This window comes from Corynebacterium sp. HMSC077D03 (assembly GCF_001808545.1).
GTDB lineage: Bacteria > Actinomycetota > Actinomycetes > Mycobacteriales > Mycobacteriaceae > Corynebacterium > Corynebacterium simulans.
This window is the reverse complement of the sequence record NZ_KV793701.1, coordinates 55,528-73,300: the sequence shown is the minus strand read 5'-3', so window position 1 is coordinate 73,300 and position 17,773 is coordinate 55,528. Positions and strand designations below refer to the sequence as shown.

Annotated in this window: 14 protein-coding genes and 1 pseudogene; 5 read left to right on the top strand and 10 right to left on the bottom strand. The window is 56.6% G+C overall.

Annotation, left to right across the window (positions count from 1 at the left end; all coding sequences use genetic code 11):
- Positions 1-44: 44 nt before the first annotated feature.
- The 9 genes and pseudogenes from cas2e to HMPREF2888_RS12605 form a co-directional block, all read right to left on the bottom strand.
- Positions 45-359, bottom strand: coding sequence for a type I-E CRISPR-associated endoribonuclease Cas2e (gene cas2e, locus HMPREF2888_RS10020; RefSeq protein WP_049147286.1), 315 nt, complete (start codon positions 357-359; stop codon positions 45-47).
- A complete protein-coding gene (gene cas1e / locus HMPREF2888_RS10015) occupies positions 360-1,292 on the bottom strand; it encodes a type I-E CRISPR-associated endonuclease Cas1e (RefSeq protein WP_070518723.1) in 933 nt (310 codons plus the stop codon).
- On the bottom strand, positions 1,292-3,919 hold the full coding sequence (locus tag HMPREF2888_RS10010; RefSeq protein WP_070518722.1) for a CRISPR-associated helicase/endonuclease Cas3: 2,628 nt from the start codon (positions 3,917-3,919) through the stop codon (positions 1,292-1,294). Before HMPREF2888_RS10010 ends, cas1e begins: the two co-directional genes overlap by 1 nt.
- A 7-nt stretch (positions 3,920-3,926) precedes the next feature.
- Entirely contained in the window at positions 3,927-4,601 is a 675-nt protein-coding gene (gene cas6e / locus HMPREF2888_RS13305) for a type I-E CRISPR-associated protein Cas6/Cse3/CasE (protein WP_371326271.1), read from the bottom strand.
- A 153-nt stretch (positions 4,602-4,754) separates the two neighbouring features.
- Positions 4,755-5,459, bottom strand: coding sequence for a type I-E CRISPR-associated protein Cas5/CasD (gene cas5e, locus HMPREF2888_RS10005; RefSeq protein ID WP_070518721.1), 705 nt, complete (start codon positions 5,457-5,459; stop codon positions 4,755-4,757).
- Positions 5,452-6,516: a type I-E CRISPR-associated protein Cas7/Cse4/CasC gene (cas7e, locus tag HMPREF2888_RS10000; RefSeq protein WP_070518720.1), complete on the bottom strand. Its 1,065-nt coding sequence runs from the start codon at positions 6,514-6,516 to the stop codon at positions 5,452-5,454. Before cas7e ends, cas5e begins: the two co-directional genes overlap by 8 nt.
- Positions 6,517-6,543: 27 nt before the next feature.
- Positions 6,544-7,155 carry a type I-E CRISPR-associated protein Cse2/CasB gene (locus HMPREF2888_RS09995; protein WP_070518719.1) on the bottom strand — a complete coding sequence of 204 codons (612 nt, stop codon included), beginning with the start codon at positions 7,153-7,155 and terminating at the stop codon, positions 6,544-6,546.
- A 15-nt stretch (positions 7,156-7,170) separates the two neighbouring features.
- A complete protein-coding gene (locus HMPREF2888_RS09990; RefSeq protein WP_083296638.1) occupies positions 7,171-8,769 on the bottom strand; it encodes a type I-E CRISPR-associated protein Cse1/CasA in 1,599 nt (532 codons plus the stop codon).
- A 429-nt stretch (positions 8,770-9,198) separates the two neighbouring features.
- A pseudogene (locus tag HMPREF2888_RS12605) lies at positions 9,199-10,782 on the bottom strand (alkaline phosphatase).
- A 233-nt stretch (positions 10,783-11,015) separates the two neighbouring features.
- Between HMPREF2888_RS12605 and HMPREF2888_RS09975 the strand changes: the two are divergent.
- The 5 genes from HMPREF2888_RS09975 (at position 11,016) to HMPREF2888_RS09955 (ending at position 17,169) form a co-directional block, all read left to right on the top strand.
- The gene (locus HMPREF2888_RS09975; protein WP_070518717.1) at positions 11,016-11,396 is read left to right on the top strand and encodes a zinc ribbon domain-containing protein YjdM; all 381 of its coding nucleotides are present in this window, start codon (positions 11,016-11,018) and stop codon (positions 11,394-11,396) included.
- A gap of 6 nt (positions 11,397-11,402) precedes the next feature.
- The gene (locus tag HMPREF2888_RS09970) at positions 11,403-11,681 is read left to right on the top strand and encodes a FitA-like ribbon-helix-helix domain-containing protein (RefSeq protein ID WP_235591093.1); all 279 of its coding nucleotides are present in this window, start codon (positions 11,403-11,405) and stop codon (positions 11,679-11,681) included.
- Positions 11,678-12,082: a type II toxin-antitoxin system VapC family toxin gene (locus HMPREF2888_RS09965; RefSeq protein WP_061925314.1), complete on the top strand. Its 405-nt coding sequence runs from the start codon at positions 11,678-11,680 to the stop codon at positions 12,080-12,082. Before HMPREF2888_RS09970 ends, HMPREF2888_RS09965 begins: the two co-directional genes overlap by 4 nt.
- Before the next feature lie 174 nt (positions 12,083-12,256).
- Entirely contained in the window at positions 12,257-15,112 is a 2,856-nt protein-coding gene (leuS, locus tag HMPREF2888_RS09960; protein ID WP_070518716.1) for a leucine--tRNA ligase, read from the top strand.
- Between the two features lie 242 nt (positions 15,113-15,354).
- Entirely contained in the window at positions 15,355-17,169 is a 1,815-nt protein-coding gene (locus HMPREF2888_RS09955) for a DUF2339 domain-containing protein (protein ID WP_061925308.1), read from the top strand.
- Here the strand turns inward: HMPREF2888_RS09955 and HMPREF2888_RS09950 are convergent.
- Positions 17,166-17,771, bottom strand: coding sequence for a hypothetical protein (locus HMPREF2888_RS09950; RefSeq protein WP_061925305.1), 606 nt, complete (start codon positions 17,769-17,771; stop codon positions 17,166-17,168). The genes HMPREF2888_RS09955 and HMPREF2888_RS09950 overlap by 4 nt on opposite strands.
- Positions 17,772-17,773 lie beyond the last annotated feature (2 nt).

Here is a 17,773-nt window from a genome sequence, read left to right as displayed (position 1 = left end):
AATACCTCCGCGTGCGCGGAGAAGAGACTTCCTGAACAGCAACTTTAGTTTGTCTCGGTGCGGTTTTGCGTATGTTCTCGCGAAAACGTGCACGCAAGTAAAAGGCCGTCCATGTCAATGATTGTACGGCGTCGCGGTCCCATAGTGTTGACTGCAAAGCCCTGTTCGCGGGTCCGGTCCTCGTTGATCATGGTTAGGCTGCCGTCGGCGATTGCATTGGAAAGCCGTCGCCACAGGTTATCGCGGACACGACGGGAAACGTTTCCTACATAAACACCGGTATCTACTTCCGAAAGGAAACGCGAAAGGTAGCCATGCATGTGGTCCGGGAGGCTGGTGGTTGTGATTACAAGAAACATTCAGCGCCGTCCATATTGTGTATGCCCGGCGACTTCATCGCCGCGCCCAGAGACGAGTCGATCGTCATCACGTGAAGGTAAGTGGGGTGTGAGTACCTCTGTGAGAACTTCCAGCATGTCGACGAGTAAGTTCTTCCGATGGATCTCTCGGCGTAGTTGCTTCCTTAGCGCTGGTAATGGATCTTCCTCATTGGCACAGGCGAAAGCCAGTGGGATTGAGATTGTGGGCTTGTACAGATCAGCCAGATCAAAGAGCAATGAACGAGCATTACCTCGATGAATGATGCCCAAGGCAGGATTGACACCTATTGCCGCGCACGCAGAAGCGGCGCATCCATAGAGCATCGAGTTCGCTAGGTTGAGTCCCTGATTAACTGGGTCATCGTTAGCAGTATTGCGCCGAAAATTCTTGATCCTGTGTTTCTTCGCCTGGGTTTGATAAGTCTGTTTCATTACGCGGCCTTCAAGTCCGCGCATGATGGAAATGCTCGGAGCATCAGCAATTTCTTCGATGCCTAGTTGCCGCTGGTAGAGCTTGATTGCAGCCTTTCGCTGGTGGGCTTCATTAGAGACGAGAGCTGCCTGGGCAATTGCCCAACGCGCCGAGGAAGTTAGTGGGGTTGCGTGAGTATAAGCCGGCACTCCACCACCGCCAGTGAACATGATGGTCGTTCCTGAACGAGTACATGAGGTAGCAGCGGCTGCAGAAATGGAGGTTCCAGGTCCGAGCATAAGAACTGCAAGTCCGCCTACAGGGAGTTGGATGCGTTGCTCTAATTCTGAACTGTCAACAACCGAATAGGCCACTACACCAGTACGGTCCTGGCGGATAGCTGCACGCTCCACATAAGCAAAGCTGACACGGTCTTCCAAGCGGACTTGGTGGTCTGCTGGAATGGTGGAAAACGTAATGGCGTCTTCGGAGTAAGCCATTAGGAGTGTGCCTTTCCGTAGATGAGTCCAAGGGTTGGATCGTAGTTGTCGGAGAGATCAACGATTCTGAAATACTGCAGTAGGGAAGTCTCCCACGGGTTCGAGAGAAAACGCGGGTCTTCGGGAGGAAAAGAGCCTTGACGTAGGTTGATACTTGAGCGGAGAATACGTTTCAGATCTTCCTGAGTGGGCTTCGTGAGTTCTAAATCGATACTGGTTATGGCACCCGGAATTGTGCCAGCGTCATCGAGAACGAGAGCACGTACAGTTTCTCCTTCGACGTAACGTGTACGGAGATCCTCGAGTGCGGTAGTTCCTTCTGTGAGCTTGGTTAGCTCGCTTAGGCGAACGTCTTCTTTTAGAACGGCTTCCAGGTTGCTTTGAATATTCGACGCTGCCATGTGCTTCCTGGAATCCTGGGCAAAGGCCTCAATGTCTTGGTCATCGTTGATATTTGTGAGAGTAATTGATGTTGTGTTGACAAAGTCTTGACACTCGACCGGGAATTCAATTCTTCCGTTATGAGAATTCAGCCAGCGTTGCGTGCGGTTCAGTAGAGCCTCCATGTAGGGAAGATTCTCACGGTGCTCGTAATTCTGGTGGGCAACAATATGCAGATGCATGTGGTCACGCCCAGGAAGTCGGTGCTTGCGTTGTGGGTCTCTTCGGCGCCAGACACGACCGGCCCGTTGGATGAGGGAAGCTGACGGGCATAGGTCGGTGCTGAGTAGATCAAGGTCAATATCCAATGATGCTTCAATGGCTTGTGTACCTACAACACACATCCCTTCACCGTTTCCATGTGGACCAATCGTGCGAAGTAGCGTATCGGCAGCAGCTTGGCGATGTCCCGCAGTCATCGCAGCGTGTAGAAGCAGGACGTCTTCGCCTGCCTCATTAAGCCTGTGGGATATCTCTTGTGCCCAGTCAACTCGGTTGCATATGACCCCGATGCGAGCAATCGGATACTCCGCACGCATGCGTCGAACCCAGTTGATATGTGCGTCTATCTGAGACGGGTTTGCGATGGTGATGTCGTAAGTCAGCGTGTATGGCGTTGAATCCAACGGAGTGGCTGTATAGGAACTGGAGTTGTGGCTGAGGATCGAGGGAAAATCAATGTTTGTTTCCAGCGGGTACCCGGTGTAGGCACATGCGAGTGAACTGCACTGTTCTTGCGACAACGTGGCGCTGAGAAGGGTAACGCGTGCTCGCACGGTGCCTAGCCATTGCATCAATGGTTTGAGCAATTGTGCTTGATAAGGATCTAGCGTATGGACCTCATCAATAATTACATGCGCGTTTGCCAGCGCCAACAGAATGACATGGGTCCATTTCATCGGAAGTGCTGCTTTAAGCGCTTGGTCCACGGTGCCTACCGTGATAGAGGCCAGCATGCGTTCCATTCCTGAACGCACGAACTCAGCTGGTACGAGTCCGCCGACGTCTTCCAGTGGATTACTGTCGCGGAAGGTGGTGACGGGGCGGGAGTAGAAATCCTCAATGGTGGCCATTCCGTGTGCGAGCGCTGCAGTGTTTTGAGTCGAACTAAAGATTCTTTGTACACGCTTCATCAATGCATTCGAGGTCGCCATCGTGGGTAGTAGGAACAACATGCGTTCTTTACGTTGCGCATGGCGCAGGATAGCGGCTTCAGTCTTACCGGAACCTGTAGCTGACATGATCGTGAATAGACCATCAGGATCGGTCATGGCTTCTCGCTGTGCAGGGCGTGGTTCGTAGCCTTGAAGAATTGCTTCTAGCGCGTCTTCAGCGCTGGGCCAATCGGAATAGATACCAAGTTGTTCTCGAATACGAGCTAGAGCAGGTTCAGCTTGTGTGAGTATCCACTCCTTCGGCTGTGTCAAGTCTAGTTCGGCTGTTTGGCACCGTGCTTGAGACTGTTTGACCCATTCGTGGGCTGATACCAGGCGGTCGGCCACAACAGTTAGTCCGCTGATCAGAATCATGGCCGACGTTGGAACTTCATCGGGGAACACTGTTACTCCGCAGGCTTCGCGAAGCGCGTGGTCTAAAACTTTTTGGGCAGTATTCCACCCATTGCTGGCTAGAGCCGTGTTCCACAGCGCCTCTTTTGTACCTGCGCGATCGCCGCCAAAGTTTGGAGTATCAAACCTTCCATGATGACCCATAGCTGGGATACAGCGCCAGGCTTGAGTTGCCGAAGCATCCACCGTGAGGCTGCCAAGGAGGTAGGAAGCTGAAGCCTGCTCATGGCGTCTAAATGCGGCGACATCGTGAAGTCCTCGCAAAGCACGTGGTGGGAGCTTAAAACCCAACTCTTCGTTTTCCACAATCCGGTTTCTTACAGAAGCCCAGATTTTGCGTTCTTCAGGACGCTGCCTCGCATGAGTAAGTAGTTGGCCTTGAAAGAAGGGGTTCGCTTTGCCGATGTCGTGCGTGCCAACCAGCCACATTACGATCTCACGTGCCTGTGGCCCCAGCTCTTCGCGAAGGTAGCCCTGCAAGCCTGGCCTTAACCAGTGATCGAAGAGTTGTCCTGCCATGGAAGCGGCATCACACATATGGGCAAGCAAAGGGTAGCTTTCTTCGAGGCTATGTTGTTTGGCCCACACGGAAGAAAACGTTGAATGGGTGGCAGGCATGGGGTTCCTAACTTAGAGCGCGGATAGATAGTAGACCACAGCCGTAAGCCTTTTCTCGGCCGATTCCAGTAGTCAAAATGGATACGAGTGCTGTGGTGTCGCGTACTACGGCGATGCCATCCACAGCATCTATTTGTAGCGTCATACGCCCCTTTTCAGCCTTAGGATCTTTGAGTACAGCGCGCCGGTGGTTGGTAACCTCCACAGCATCTAAGGCGGGAGATAACTTCTGTGTCAGCCAGGGGCCAAATGTGGTTCGTTCCGTATTCTCATGATCCAACGGGATGGGCTTAACTTTGTACGAACGCTTACCGGAAGCATTAGTGAATGTCTCGCGACGAATAGCGTTGAGACTAATGCGAAAACTTACTGAAGTTCCAGTAGGCGGAGCCTGAAGCTCAACTTGCTTAGTCACAATGTCTGGACAGTTCGAGACAGTGGGCTCTGTAGCAGACTGGATAAGAAAATACGGAGCCTGTCCTGCTGGGGTCTCTAAACGGAAAAGAATTTCTGCAGCGGAACGTGGATTGGCGTCGTCGAATGCAGGGAAAAGACCCATGACTGCGCGATGACGAAATGTTGGGCTATTAAGACTTGCGGGACTCACACGGCGAGCACTATTCGCAGCCACACTTAAGAGAGCGTGTGCAGGTGCTTTGGTTAGATACCGAGTGGTGATCATATTCTTCATCTTTCGTCGGGAATACGTTAGATTTGTTCAAAGTGGCTCTCCGCTGATGCGGAGGTCGTTCATATTTCATTGAATTGGAACCACCTTCTCCGCGATACGTGGAGGCAAGCGAAGCGGTAGGTCAACAAGGCCTACCGCTTTTGGCTACCGTTGAATGGTGGAGTGGCGGTGCAGGCTGAGCTCCTTGATGCCTTTGAGCCAGTCCGTTCGGGTCGCAACAGCGGGAACACTCATGCTCTCTGGGGACACTCCGGAACCGAGCGATGGTTCAAAGATTCGCACAGTCGCTTTATTCGACGCGTTAGGAGCAAGGGCGGGGATGAGCGACAGCATCTCTGCTGGCCCAGTTCCCAGATAGAACGGGAACGTTGCTGGAAAAGCTTTTCGACCTAGATAAACAGAGAAGACAGGGCTGGCGAAAGCCTGATCTATCTCCTCCGTGTGGCCTTCCAGAGTGGCACGTACAATGAATTCAGATTCGGCTAGGTACGTGCGTCGGCTGATAGAAGTCGCACCCACGGCAGGGGTGAACTTAAGCTGCTTCACAGAGGTAGCCTTCATTTGCTGCATGATCGCAAGGCGCCGTCGGAAAGTAAATTCATCTTCCCTGTCACCGATGGTGTGAAAATCATCAACATATTTTGGAGTCTTATCCTCCCGCAAGGTGAAATGCACGTCATCGATCCACGTTGGCCACTGCCCTCTTTTCGCACCTAGACTCGCAGCCAGTAGCCCACGGAGCGCGCTGAGCGTAGGGCGAGGCTCAGTACGGACAAAATTTCCCGATACAGCCAGACCCGCCCACGACTGGAGGGGTCCCGCAAGACGGATATAGGTGGAACTAGGCATCGAGAATCCACTCCACAACCTGGGTAATGAAGTCATCGAGAGAGACGGGCGAGAGGTGTCCTAGTTTGCCGTCAAGATCCTTGTGCGTGCCGGACAGTACTTCAACAGGGCCAAAGTTGGCAGGGTCAAAGAAACGAGCTTGTTGGTACTGTTCCGCCAAAGCTTCAATTGAAGGAACGAGAAAACCACCATCGCCCTGTGGAGTAACTGGCTGTTCAAAGTCATATGCGACGCGGGAACGCTGTTCTTCCGCGAAGACAACAGCTGGGAGCGTGTAAGGTGCGGTACTGTTTTCTTTACCTCGTGGCTGGCCGTAGACGATAGCACGAAGTAGTTCGCTGAGGTTTTGCGCAGCGTCTTCAGAGTCAAACCCGGTCCAGCTTTCTTTTAGCTGCACTTTGTCAATCGTTACGGTCCGATAGAAGATGCCGCTGGTGTATTGGCTAACTCCTAGGAACGTCGCTCCGGAGTCATTGTTACGCTCACGGATGTCATCGACCGTGGAGAAATAATCGGTGTCGATGGTAGCGGCGTGGGTAGTAATTGCCGGAGAAACACTGATTGCGGCTTCGGTGTTGCTGGTTGGGGCGTTGGCGAACATACGGCCAAATGCGGCGATTGCCAGGGATCCCGTCTTAGTGCCGTTAATGAAGCCTGAGTCCTCAGACTCTTGGTTACCAGCGATCTTTGTTGCTGCTGTGAGGAGTTCCTCACCAGACAACCATGTCGAACGGTCAGATTCTCCCTCAGAAGCCGTTGCTTTGGTCAACGTGCCAATAATCTTCTTGGCTTCCTTTAGTGCAGCTTTCTGATCCAGTTCTGGGTTTAGCTCTACAGCTTTTGTGACAATCTCATCTGCCAACTTGCCAGATCGGATGGAAAAGTTGCCGGAAGCATCTTCGTAGCGCAGGCGGACGCCGCGCTTGATGGACTGCGAGGAGTGCAGGGCACGGAGAACTCCACCATGCATCGTGCGCTTTGGAACGCCGGTGTCGTCGCGATTGAGGTTGGAGAATGGAATGCTGGACAGGATATTGATAGTGAGGTGACGCGACATGGGAAAAATCCTTTCGAAGGTTGTGGTTTAGGAAGAAGCGGAGGTGGAAAAACCGGAGTAGTAGTTCTGGAGCACGCTGCGGCGAACGCGTTGTGAGCTTTCTGTGAAGCTATTGCCCCATCGAAAGAAAATCCGGAAAAGGTCATACACAGGTAGCGGAGGTGTGTCCTTCGTGTTCCCTGCTAGTGCGGCGATACGACGAATAGTAGTGATAGCTTCATCCACGTTTTGCGTATGTAATGAGACGAGCCTGCTGGCTACAGCATCCGGATGGCGAGGATCTAGCGTTTCTTGTTCTGGAGCCAATTTGCGAGAGATGAGGTTGCACCATTGTCCGAGTGATCGGAAACCCGTTTCTTGGGAATCAATGTGCGGTACCGCATCGAATTCCGCAACCAGAGCTGCGAGGCGAAGCGCTACTGTGCGGGTGGTGGGGCTGGCATCGGCAGGCAAAAGAGGAAGAATGAATGGATAGGCGTAGTGCTCCGTAGACTGCGAATTACCGCGGCGAAGGAAAGCACGGGTGCGGCGCCATTCACTGCCGGAATGGGAAGTGGGTTTGTCGTGGTAATTACGCACAGATTGAGTCAGCCAGGTCAAAAGTGGCTGCCATTCTGGCGTAGATTGTGTGTGATTCATCCTTTTCCTTAGAAATTAGGTGGTGGGGGCGTCGGGGTCTTCGGCAACAAAATCCTTGATGTGCCGTCTTACCCAGTACTCGACCCCGGCTCGAACGTGGGCAATCCGTGCGGGCTCTTGACCAAAATGTGGTTGTGTGACTGAATCAAAAGCGGCCATGGAAGCGGTGTGTAGCCCGGTACGCAGCTCCGGGGAAGCGATGAACTCGCTCTTGGCTGAACGGCACTCTTTGAGCAGCAAAGAGAAATTGTGGGACATATTGCGCCAAAAGGCTTCGCTTACATCTCCGCGGCTGGATTCCAAAAAATCCAAAACTAGCGGTACTTTACCGCCTGCACGCTCGTTAGCGTTTTCTCGGCGGAATGGGCGGATTACGGTGCTATGAAGCTTGTCGATGCAGTTTGCACCAAGCCTGATATCAGCTTGCACATCAGGATTGGTGTCGTGGGCCCACTCTTCATCACGAGGGAAGAATACTTCGGAAGCTCGAATATTGGGGCTAGAAGCGGTACCCTCCATGCGGTGCCGGATGAACACTAGGCGTGCTTCAGCTGTTGGAGCTGTTGGAGGAAGTATGTGGGATGAGCTGGCCTTTTCAAACTCCGCGGTTTTATTTTGTGCAGCCCAGTTGATGGCCAAAGCGGTAGCATCTTTACCCAGATCTAGACGCTGAAGTTTTAGCTCTTTGCCATTATTGATGTACAGGTAGAACGGGTCTTTTTGATTGCGCAGCGTCCACCAATCTTTTTGCTGATCTTTGCTGCCCATCTCGGTAAGGAACCATTCAGGCGGTACACCGCCGGTGCGGACACCAACAAGCTCTGATGCTTCCCAGGCGGTAGCAGGGGAATTAGAAGTCCACGTGGCCGACCATAGCGGGTGAACTATCCCGTCGTGGCGCGAGTACGCGCAGGTGCGGTCAGCCCATGCGGGAAGGCCTGTGCCCTTGACCCATGACTGTGGAATTGCCATCAGCAAGGTTTCTAGTAATGAACGCCCATGCCACAGCACTTCTGTTGCCGAATTCTCAGTACCAACAAAACGCATCGCCGGGGAACCAGAAACGCATTTGTCACCGCAGTACGCATTGTTGCCTGCTACGGATAGGTGATGATAAGTCACGAGCCACATCACTGCATCTTCTAGAGATAACCGTTCCTGGCTAGCGGTGAGAAGGTTGGCAAAGTCTTCCGACTCATTGGGTGGCATAGCCGGTGACAGTTTCTTGACTGGATGAGTCCCGGGGCCAACATAAGTTGCTTTGTCCTTGGGATTGGACGTGTTAACTGCCGGTCGTTGCATGAATGGGAATTGCGCGTCGTGCAAGTAAGCACCAGCGCTGAGCTCTTCGAGAGCCTTATCAACGGCCGCTTCAGATAGTCCGAGATTGAGTAATTCGGCAGGGGTTTTGGCTTCGTGCTGTAGTACTACTGCAGTAATGCCTGCCAAAAGTCGAACCTGAGAGCTGAAATGAAAACCGGGTTGCGAAGAAGTGATATCGAAATCGTGTTTGTGGGCTCTAAGGAGTGCATCACGTACGCTTAGCCGACCATGTGATGTCGGCAGAAATTCGACATCTGTTAGGCAATTGATGTTTGGACTCTCTGATGTCATCGAGACCTTCTTTCTTCAGTGCGAGCCTAAAATTCACTTTAGTGCGCAGGTAATTTGAGTATAGGAAAATTTCCCAGGATTTTTCATCCAACTAAATTAGATAGTTGGCGCTTCTATCGAGTTGGTGAAAGCGGCTAGCGCGGTGCGCTAGACGGAGTGTCTTTAGTGAATGTGCTGGAATAGGAGTCATACTGGTGACGATAGTCTTTGGCCTGGACACGTCTAGCTGATATTCGGATGATTGTTCGATCGTTGAGGTGAGCGCCGACACTAGAATTGGCTGTCCGTCCTGCCTTCTGACTGCGTCCTTTTAGCGGTGAAAACGGCGAAAGCCCTCGTCATCCCCTAGAAAATGACGGTGTTTCCGTCTGTGGGGAGACGAGGGCTGGTGCTTGCCCGTGGCCTAGTGGCGGGGCGTCGGCTAGCGCATTAGGCGAACTGCTTGATGAGGTCTTGCAGAGCCTTGAAGTCGAACTTGACCAGGCCAAGGGCCTGAGCTGCAGCGGTGATGATGCCGAAGATGAGGGCCATCACGCCGGCGCCAGCCAGGCCAGCGCCTGCAGAAGAGGAGCCGTTGGAGGAACCGCCGTTAGATGGCTTGTTGTCGGTATCGCCGGGGTTGTCGGTGTCGTCTTCAGCGGTGTTGAACCACCACTCGTCCAGGGCCAGCTTGGCCACGGTGGTGTTGTCGATGTACTCGCCGCGGACTGGGTCGGTGCCAGAAACCTTAGCCTGGATATCTTCGGAGCCGGCGCCCTTGAAGAAGAACGGTACTACCTGGTTGGTGTGGTTGGTGGAGTACCACTCGTGGGTTGGAGCGGTGCCCTTGGTGCCGGTCTGTGGCTTCCAAGCGTCGGTCTCATCCTCGCCGGAGAGGTAACCAGTCTCGTGGTCAGCGGTGACAATCAGCAGGGTTTCCTCCCAAGAGGAGTTCTTCTCAACCCAGGCGATGGCGGCGTCGACAGCCGCGTTGAAGTCCTGGACCTCTTCGATGTCGCGGCCGGTCTGGTTAGCGTGGCCGGACCAGTCGATGGCGCCGCCTTCAATCATGAGGGAGAAGCCGTCCTCGTCCTGGCCCAGGGCGTTGAGTGCGCCGTTGGTCATGGTCGGCAGGTCGACGATGTCGTTCTTCGGGTCGGTGCCTGGCTCCTTCGCCTTGGCATCGCCGGAGCGGTTCTGCTGCAGGGTGGTAGCAACTGGTGCCAGGCCGAAGTACTTCTTACCCTCTTCGACGTTGCCAGCAGCTAGGGACTCAAAGCCGGCGGTGTTATCGGTGAACTCCCAGCCCTTCGAGCCGTCGCGAAGCGCAGCGAGGTTCTCCTTGGAGATGTAGGAGTAGTCCTCGGAACCGGCAGCAACCTTCTGAGCGTCGTCGTTGTACTCAGGGTGGCCCGCGCCCATGATGACGGAGAGATCGGAGTTGATCATGGAATCGCCGATCTCCAGGTAGTTGTTGCGGTTCTTGTTGTGCGCCGCGAACGCGGCTGGGGTGGCGTGGTCAAACGGTACGGAGGTGACAACACCAGCGGACTAGCCCTCGCGGATGGCGCGCTCGGAGAGGTTTTCCATCTCGTGGCCGTAGGAAGAGACGCCCAGGGTGCCATTATCAACCTTGGAGCCGGTGGCCATTGCGGTGCCGGCCGCAGCAGAGTCGGTAGGGCCTTGCTTGATGTACTCGTGGTCAGACCATGCCTTGGCTGGGTCGTAGGAGCCGCCGTGCGGGAAGGTGGTCATGGACAGACGGTTAAAGTCCTCGAATGCCTGGACAGACTCGCCCTCGAGCTCCTTGGCGGTGTCAGCACCGAATGCGCCTTCAACCAGGTACTTAGACTGGCCGGACTCGTAGAGATTGTTGGAGGCGATGTGGCCGTAGCCCATACCGTCACCAATCATGTAGATGACATTTTTCGGGCCAGAAGCAGCGGCGTGTGCCGGGGCGATAAGGCCAGTGGTCAGGGCGGTAGTGGCTACTGCGGCCACGCTAACGCGCAGGGCGCGAGAGAAGTTGCGCATGAGAGAGCTTTCTATGTTTAAGGTCTTAGGGACTTTAAAGAGAGATAGGAATAGAAAGAGGCAAGTTCCAAAAGTGAGAGTGGAATCAACCGCGCATAAATCTAGGCAGGCGGAGTAACAGCGGGACCACGCACGGGTTAATAAGAATCGAACTTTGAGGGGAACTCTTTTGAACGTCAATTACCCACTACGGCGTTCAGCCGTAGGCACGAGCACAGATTAGAATCCCTCTCATGACTGAAAATGCAGCTGCGACGTTGCCGCCATGCCCTGAATGTTCCTCCGAATACACCTACGAGATGCCGCCGCTCATCGTCTGCCCGGAGTGCGCGCACGAGTTCGAAGCCACCGCCGCTGGTGCGGACACCGACTCCGCTGAGCCCCAGGTAATCGTTGATTCTGTGGGCAACGCGCTTGTCGACGGCGACACAGTCACCGTCACCAAGACCCTCAAGGTCAAGGGTGCGCAGCAGCCGTTGAAGTCCGGCACCAAGGTCCGCGGCGTCCGACTGAACTTTGATGCTGGAACGGGCCAGGAAGACCACAACATCGACTGCAAGATCGATGGCTTTGGCGCCATGACGTTGAAGCCGGCGGTGGTCAAGAAGGTCTAGAGGGGTTTGCCCGAAAGTGATATCGTTACTGATATCAACGGGAAGGTGGGCAGTGCGATGGCCTCATTGGTAGTAAGAAACCTTGACGACGCGGTAAAAGAAGCGCTCGTGGCTCGTGCGCGGGACAATGGCCGTTCAATGGAAGCGGAGGTGCGCGCCATTCTTATTGACGTTGTGCAACCGAAGAACATTGGGATTGCTCTTTATGAAGCAAGCAGAGATGCCGCGGTTGAATTGGAAACTCCACCACGTGATGATGAAGCGCGGGCGGTGCTTTTTAAATGATCGTACTGGACACAAATGTCGTATCTGAGGTGCTTAAACCGCTTCCGGATGACAAAGTGTTGAGTTGGGTGAAAAGCATCGAGGCCCGTACATTTGTCACTGCCATGACTGTTTCGGAGCTTTATGCTGGCGTGGCTATCTTGCCAGAGGGAAGGAAGAAGGCCACGTTGCGCACGGTCTTAGATCGTGTCCTTGGTATGTACCCAATTCTTTCCTTTGACTTTTTGGCTGCACAGGAATACGCCGAAGTCGTTTCCAGGCGGAGGCAGTCCGGGCAGCCAATTTCTACTGTCGATGCGCAGATAACAGCAGTATGCCGAGCCCATAATGCTGAATGCGCCACCCGTAATGTCAAGGATTTTGAGAATACTGGAGTCCGTCTCATTAACCCATGGGATTAGTCAAGGTGACGCAGGTTACCGGAATGATTACGGGCAAAGACAGCGCTGCGGACAGCGTCCGACGGCGCGCGGTCGGAGTGGAGGCCGCGCGATACATCGGAGCGGCCGAATAGATTGAAGTTTTATCCGCCCTGACGTGCTCCGGAGCTTGTTAGGGCGCTAGACTGTGGAGCCATGACTAACCCGAGTGATTCCACCGCGCACCGCTATACCCCGGAGCTTGCGGCCCAGATCGAGTCGACCTGGCAGCAGTACTGGAAAGACAATGGCACGTTTAACGCGCCGAACCCCGTCGGCGAGTTAGCCACGGAGGGCGCGGGCGCCCTTCCGAAGGAAAAGCTCAACATCCAGGACATGTTCCCGTACCCATCCGGCGCAGGCCTGCATGTCGGCCACCCGCTGGGCTATATCGCCACCGATACCTATGCCCGCTACAACCGCATGCTGGGCAAGAACGTCCTGCACACCCTGGGTTATGACGCCTTCGGCTTGCCGGCCGAGCAGTACGCCATCCAGACCGGTACCCACCCGCGCACCACCACGATGGCCAACATCGAGAACATGCGCCGGCAGCTAGGCCTGCTGGGCTTGGGCCACGATCCGCGCCGCTCCGTGGCGTCGACGGACCCAGAGTTCTACAAGTGGACTCAGTGGATCTTCCTGCAGATTTACAACTCCTGGTTCGACGAGGAGCAGCAGAAGGCGCGCCCAATGTCTGAGCTCGTAAAGGAGCTCGAGGTAGGAAAGCGCAAGACCAAGGATGGCCGTTACTACTCCGATCTGACTGCAGCCGAACAGGCCGCAGCCCTGGACGAGTTCCGTTTGGTCTACCTGTCTAACTCCACCGTCAACTGGTGCCCTGGCCTGGGTACCGTGCTGGCAAACGAGGAGGTCACGGCAGAGGGTAAGTCCGAACGCGGCAACTTCCCGGTCTTCCGCAAGAACCTGTCTCAGTGGATGATGCGCATTACCGCTTACTCCGATCGTCTGCTGGACGATCTGGAGCTTCTGGATTGGCCGGAGAAGGTCAAGTCCATGCAGCGCAATTGGATTGGTCGCTCCCGCGGCGCCGAGGTGGACTTCACCGCTGAGGGCCACAAGATCACCGTCTTCACCACTCGCCCTGACACCCTGTTCGGCGCTGAGTACGTGGTGCTGGCTCCAGAGCACGAGCTTGTCGACGCCCTGCTCTCCCCCGTCCCGTATGACGACGACGTCGACAGCCGCTGGACCTTTGGCCACGATGATCCGAAGGAGGCCGTGGAGGCCTACCGTGAGTCCATCGCCGCAAAGTCTGACCTAGAGCGCCAGGAGAACAAGGAAAAGACCGGCGTCTTCTTGGGCACCTATGCGGTTAACCCGGTCAACGGCAAGCAGGTTCCGATCTTTATTGCTGACTATGTTCTGACCGGCTACGGCACCGGCGCCATCATGGCGGTTCCGGCGCACGATACGCGTGACTACGAGTTCGCCACCGAATTTGGCCTGCCAATTATGGAGGTTGTCTCTGGTGGTGACATCAGCAAGGAAGCGTTTACTGAGTCCGGCAAGGCCGTTAACTCCGCTAACGAATCCATTGACCTGAACGGCAAGTCCAAGGAAGACGCAATCGCGGCCATCATCCCGTGGCTGGAGGAGCAGGGCATCGGCCGCGAAAAGATCCAGTACAAGCTGCGCGACTGGCTGTTTGCACGCCAGCGTTACTGGGGCGAGCCCTTCCCCATCGTCTATGACGCTGAAGGTCAGGCTCACCCGCTGCCAGAGTCCATGCTGCCGGTCGAACTGCCGGAGGTAGAAGACTACAAGCCGGTCTCCTTCGACCCAGACGATTCCGATTCCTCCCCGCAGCCGCCGCTGGCCAAGGCCCGCGAATGGGTTGAGGTAGAACTCGACCTCGGCCAGGGCACCCAGACGTATTATCGAGATACCAACGTCATGCCGCAGTGGGCAGGTTCTTCCTGGTACCAGCTGCGCTACATCGACCCGCAGAATTCGGAGGAATTCTGCAGCTTGGAGAACGAGCGTTACTGGACCGGCCCTCGTCCTGAGGAGCACGGCGCTGGCGATCCAGGCGGCGTGGACCTCTACGTCGGCGGCGTCGAGCACGCGGTGTTGCACCTGCTCTACGCCCGTTTCTGGCACAAGGTCCTCTTCGACCTCGGCCACGTTTCCTCCAAGGAGCCGTACCGCCGCCTGTTCAACCAGGGCTACATCCAGGCCTATGCCTACACCGATTCCCGTGGCGTTTACGTCCCGGCTGCCGAGGTGGAGGAAAAGGACGGCAAGTTCTACTACAACGGTGAAGAGGTCAACCAGGAGTACGGCAAGATGGGCAAGTCCCTGAAGAATGCCGTGGCTCCGGATGACATCTGCCGCGACTACGGTGCCGATACCCTGCGCGTTTATGAGATGTCCATGGGTCCGCTGGATACCTCCCGCCCGTGGGCAACCAAGGACGTCGTCGGTTCCCAGCGCTTCCTGCAGCGTCTGTGGCGTCTGGCTGTAGACGAGACGACCGGAGAGCTTGCTACTAGCGACGCCGAGCTCACCGAGGATGATCTCAAGGCCCTGCACCGCTCCATCGCCGGTGTGCGTGATGATTACGAGAACCTGCGTCTGAACACCGTGGTGGCTAAGCTCATCGAGTACGTCAACTACCTGACGCGCACCTACGGCAACTCTGCCGAAGGCGCTCCGCGTGCTGCGGTTGAGCCGATTGCGCAGTTGGTCTCCCCGATTGCTCCGCACATCGCGGAGGAGCTGTGGAAGCGCTTCGGCCACACCGAGACCATCACCTACTCCTCCTTCCCCACCTTCGAGGAGAAGTACCTGGTAGATGACGAGATTGAGATTCCAGTCCAGATCAACGGCAAGGTCAAGGCGCGCGTCAACGTGCCTGCCGACGCCGACGAGGACACCGTGGTTTCCGCCGCGCTTGCCGACGCCCGCATCGTCGAGCTGACCGAGGGCAAGAACGTAGTCAAGAAGATCTACGTCCCTGGCCGCATGGTCAACCTGGTGGTTAAGTAAGCGCTAAATCATCACAAACAGAGGGCCTGCGCCACATCAAGGGGCAGGCCCTCTCCCCTATTTGTGCTGCTTGTCGAGGCCACGAGCTGCACGCTCACAGGTGGTCCTTTCCAGTTTCGGGGCCATGCCGCAGGGCATGTTCGCGCCATTGGGTGATATCCCAGCCGATGAAAGGTTTCAAAGGCATAACGAAATACTACGTGCGCTAGTAGACACGGGGGTTTCGCGGTAAATCATAAAGCATGAATCCAAACCAAGAGCTGCTCAGGGACGCTTTGCGCCGGCTCGACATTGCCGAGCAAGCACTTAGCGACGCCCGCGCCAGCCTCCGCGATTTCGAACGTCAGACGGCCGGCGTGCCCGAGGTGCAGCCAATTTCCACCCCACCCCAGCAGGCCCCTGCGCCACCTCCAGTGCAGCAGCAAGCGCAACCGGCGGCGCAGCCCCAGCCGCACGCGGCACCGCCTCCCTACTCGCGGCAGGCCCCGCGGCCGCGTACCCCGCGGGACCGCGAGAAGACGCTCATCAGTGCGGTTGCTATTGGTGGCACCGTCATCACCCTGGCGGGCGTGGCCTTCCTTGTGGGACTTGCCATTCAGGCGGGCCTGCTGGGGCCAGTGGGCCGCGTCGTTCTGGCCTATATCGTTGCTGCTGCGCTGCTCGGCGCGGGCTGGTGGTTCCGCAACAAAGCCGCCCCGGCGGGTGTTACTGCCTTGGTGGCCACTTCCCTATTTGCGGCGCTGGCCACGACGTTCCTGGTGGTCACGTGGCTCGGGTGGTGGCCGGTGTGGCTGGGCGCGGTGCTCATGGCGCTCATTTACGGCGGATTCGTGGGTTATGCCCACCGTTTCCGTCAGGGCTCATTCACACAAGAGTGGATGGCCGCAGGCGCAGGCATCGCCGCACTCTCCTACCCCAGCGCAGTGGCACCCGCGCACGTCGGCGGTGCCATGCTCGTTGTCGTGATCCCGTTGGTTACCGCCACCTACAGCGTCTTGTGCCGCAGTGAGCGCATGGCCGAGGTGCTGCGCGCTATCGCTGGCATCGGGCTTGCCGTGGTCATGACGGAAGTCGCCGCCCGCAGCACCCTCTTCAGTCTGCCCTCGTTGTGGATCGCCATCGTGTGCAGCCTGCTCGCCATCGCGGCTGTGGCCATAGTGGTCTACTTCCCCACCGCCAAGGCGGAATTTGGCTTTGCGTTCTTGGGGCTGCTCGCCCCGGGCTTCCTGCTGGTCACTGCCCTCATTCGCGCGGACACCATCCTCGCCGAGTGGATGGCCGTTGCTGCCCTGGCTGTCATCGTGGGTATCGCCTGGCTTGGCAACTCCGTCATCAGGGATTACGCACTTGGGGCTATCCCCGTGGTCTATGCTTTGGTCATGCTGAACACCATGGCGGGCTGGACTGGCACAGCCCCCACAGGGACCAAGGCTGTAGTCCTGACGTTTGTCCTAAGCGGGCTCTTCTTCGCAGCATTCGTGCTGCTCTTCCAAGCGATGCGCAATGCTTTCGTCCTGGCTGCCTGGTTCCTGGGTTCGCTCATAGTGCTCTCCCCTCTTCTCGGCGGTGTGCTCTTTGATCCGCCTGCCCTCTCTGGCATGGAGCCACTTGCCGAGGGCATCGTCCTCACCGTGGCTCTCATCGCGGGCTACCTGTTGCGCCAGCGTATCCCCCACTACGAGCGCCGCGAAGTTGCAGCCGCACTGCTACTCTTTGTACTCCTGCTCAGTCTTCTTGCCGCGGTAGGCACAATCGCCTCGGCAGCCGCCATCGTGGCGGGAGCCGCGGGCCTCAAGACTGCCTACCTGGCTTCGCACGCTCTGGTTTCTGTGGCGTGGATGGTCCTTGCTGCCCGCCTGCTTCTTGCCGCGGACCAGCGCTTTACCGCCATCGGCGTGCTGCTTGCCATTGTGGCGGTGGCCAAGCTGACCTTCTTCGATCTCGCGGCCACAAGCGGTATCTTCCGCGCGCTCGCATTCCTGCTCAGCGGCATTATCTTGCTGACCATCGCGGTGCGTCGCCGCGGCGTCGACAAGCCGCGCCGCGAACAGGCCTAGGCCTCGTCCCAGAAAGGAGTAGCGCAGACCGCCACGGCGTCGATTGTCGCGTGCGCGGGCGGTTCTTCCTCGAAGACCACCGCAAACCCGGCCACTTGGCCCACCCAGAATTCATTTTCGGTGAGCTCATGCACGTGCTTCGCGACGTCCTTTACCTCACCCGTCACCCGCACCCGCGGCGTGAGCATGCTGGGCTTGTAATTGCTGTAGAAGCGTTCCGTGTCGGGGGCCTCGAAATCCTCGATAGCGTGGTGACCTGCGGGTTCCACGTGCGTGGCCAGGAGTGCGGGGTACAGTGTGCCCTGCAAAGCCTCGCCACCGGCAGGGTTGCCGGCAGGGAGGGAAAAGGGGGCGTCGACAAGCGCGGCGAAGCGCTTACCTGCAGTTTCTACCACCGCGATGAAAGGAGTGGCCCTGTAGATGGTGCCCTCCTGGGCCGGGCTGCGGTAGGTGACCACGGCGGTCTGCTCATCCTCGTAGGTCATCGCAGTGATGCAGATGCCTGAAGGATCGTGGTGATAGAGGACCTCGTCAAACGCGGGGTCCTCATGGGAGCGCGCGACCTCGTGGAGCTCGTCGACGGTTTCCAAAAAGATGTCCATGA

What these genes read in the sequence shown, in the direction of transcription:
- cas2e (WP_049147286.1), bottom strand. Translation starts at nt 359, where the DNA reads ATGTTTCTTGTAATCACAACCACCAGCCTCCCGGACCACATGCATGGC.
- cas1e (WP_070518723.1), bottom strand. Translation starts at nt 1,292, where the DNA reads ATGGCTTACTCCGAAGACGCCATTACGTTTTCCACCATTCCAGCAGAC.
- HMPREF2888_RS10010 (WP_070518722.1), bottom strand. Translation starts at nt 3,919, where the DNA reads ATGCCTGCCACCCATTCAACGTTTTCTTCCGTGTGGGCCAAACAACAT.
- cas6e (WP_371326271.1), bottom strand. Translation starts at nt 4,601, where the DNA reads ATGATCACCACTCGGTATCTAACCAAAGCACCTGCACACGCTCTCTTA.
- cas5e (WP_070518721.1), bottom strand. Translation starts at nt 5,459, where the DNA reads ATGCCTAGTTCCACCTATATCCGTCTTGCGGGACCCCTCCAGTCGTGG.
- cas7e (WP_070518720.1), bottom strand. Translation starts at nt 6,516, where the DNA reads ATGTCGCGTCACCTCACTATCAATATCCTGTCCAGCATTCCATTCTCC.
- HMPREF2888_RS09995 (WP_070518719.1), bottom strand. Translation starts at nt 7,155, where the DNA reads ATGAATCACACACAATCTACGCCAGAATGGCAGCCACTTTTGACCTGG.
- HMPREF2888_RS09990 (WP_083296638.1), bottom strand. Translation starts at nt 8,769, where the DNA reads ATGACATCAGAGAGTCCAAACATCAATTGCCTAACAGATGTCGAATTT.
- HMPREF2888_RS09975 (WP_070518717.1), top strand. Translation starts at nt 11,016, where the DNA reads ATGACTGAAAATGCAGCTGCGACGTTGCCGCCATGCCCTGAATGTTCC.
- HMPREF2888_RS09965 (WP_061925314.1), top strand. Translation starts at nt 11,678, where the DNA reads ATGATCGTACTGGACACAAATGTCGTATCTGAGGTGCTTAAACCGCTT.
- leuS (WP_070518716.1), top strand. Translation starts at nt 12,257, where the DNA reads ATGACTAACCCGAGTGATTCCACCGCGCACCGCTATACCCCGGAGCTT.
- HMPREF2888_RS09955 (WP_061925308.1), top strand. Translation starts at nt 15,355, where the DNA reads ATGAATCCAAACCAAGAGCTGCTCAGGGACGCTTTGCGCCGGCTCGAC.
- HMPREF2888_RS09950 (WP_061925305.1), bottom strand. Translation starts at nt 17,771, where the DNA reads ATGGACATCTTTTTGGAAACCGTCGACGAGCTCCACGAGGTCGCGCGC.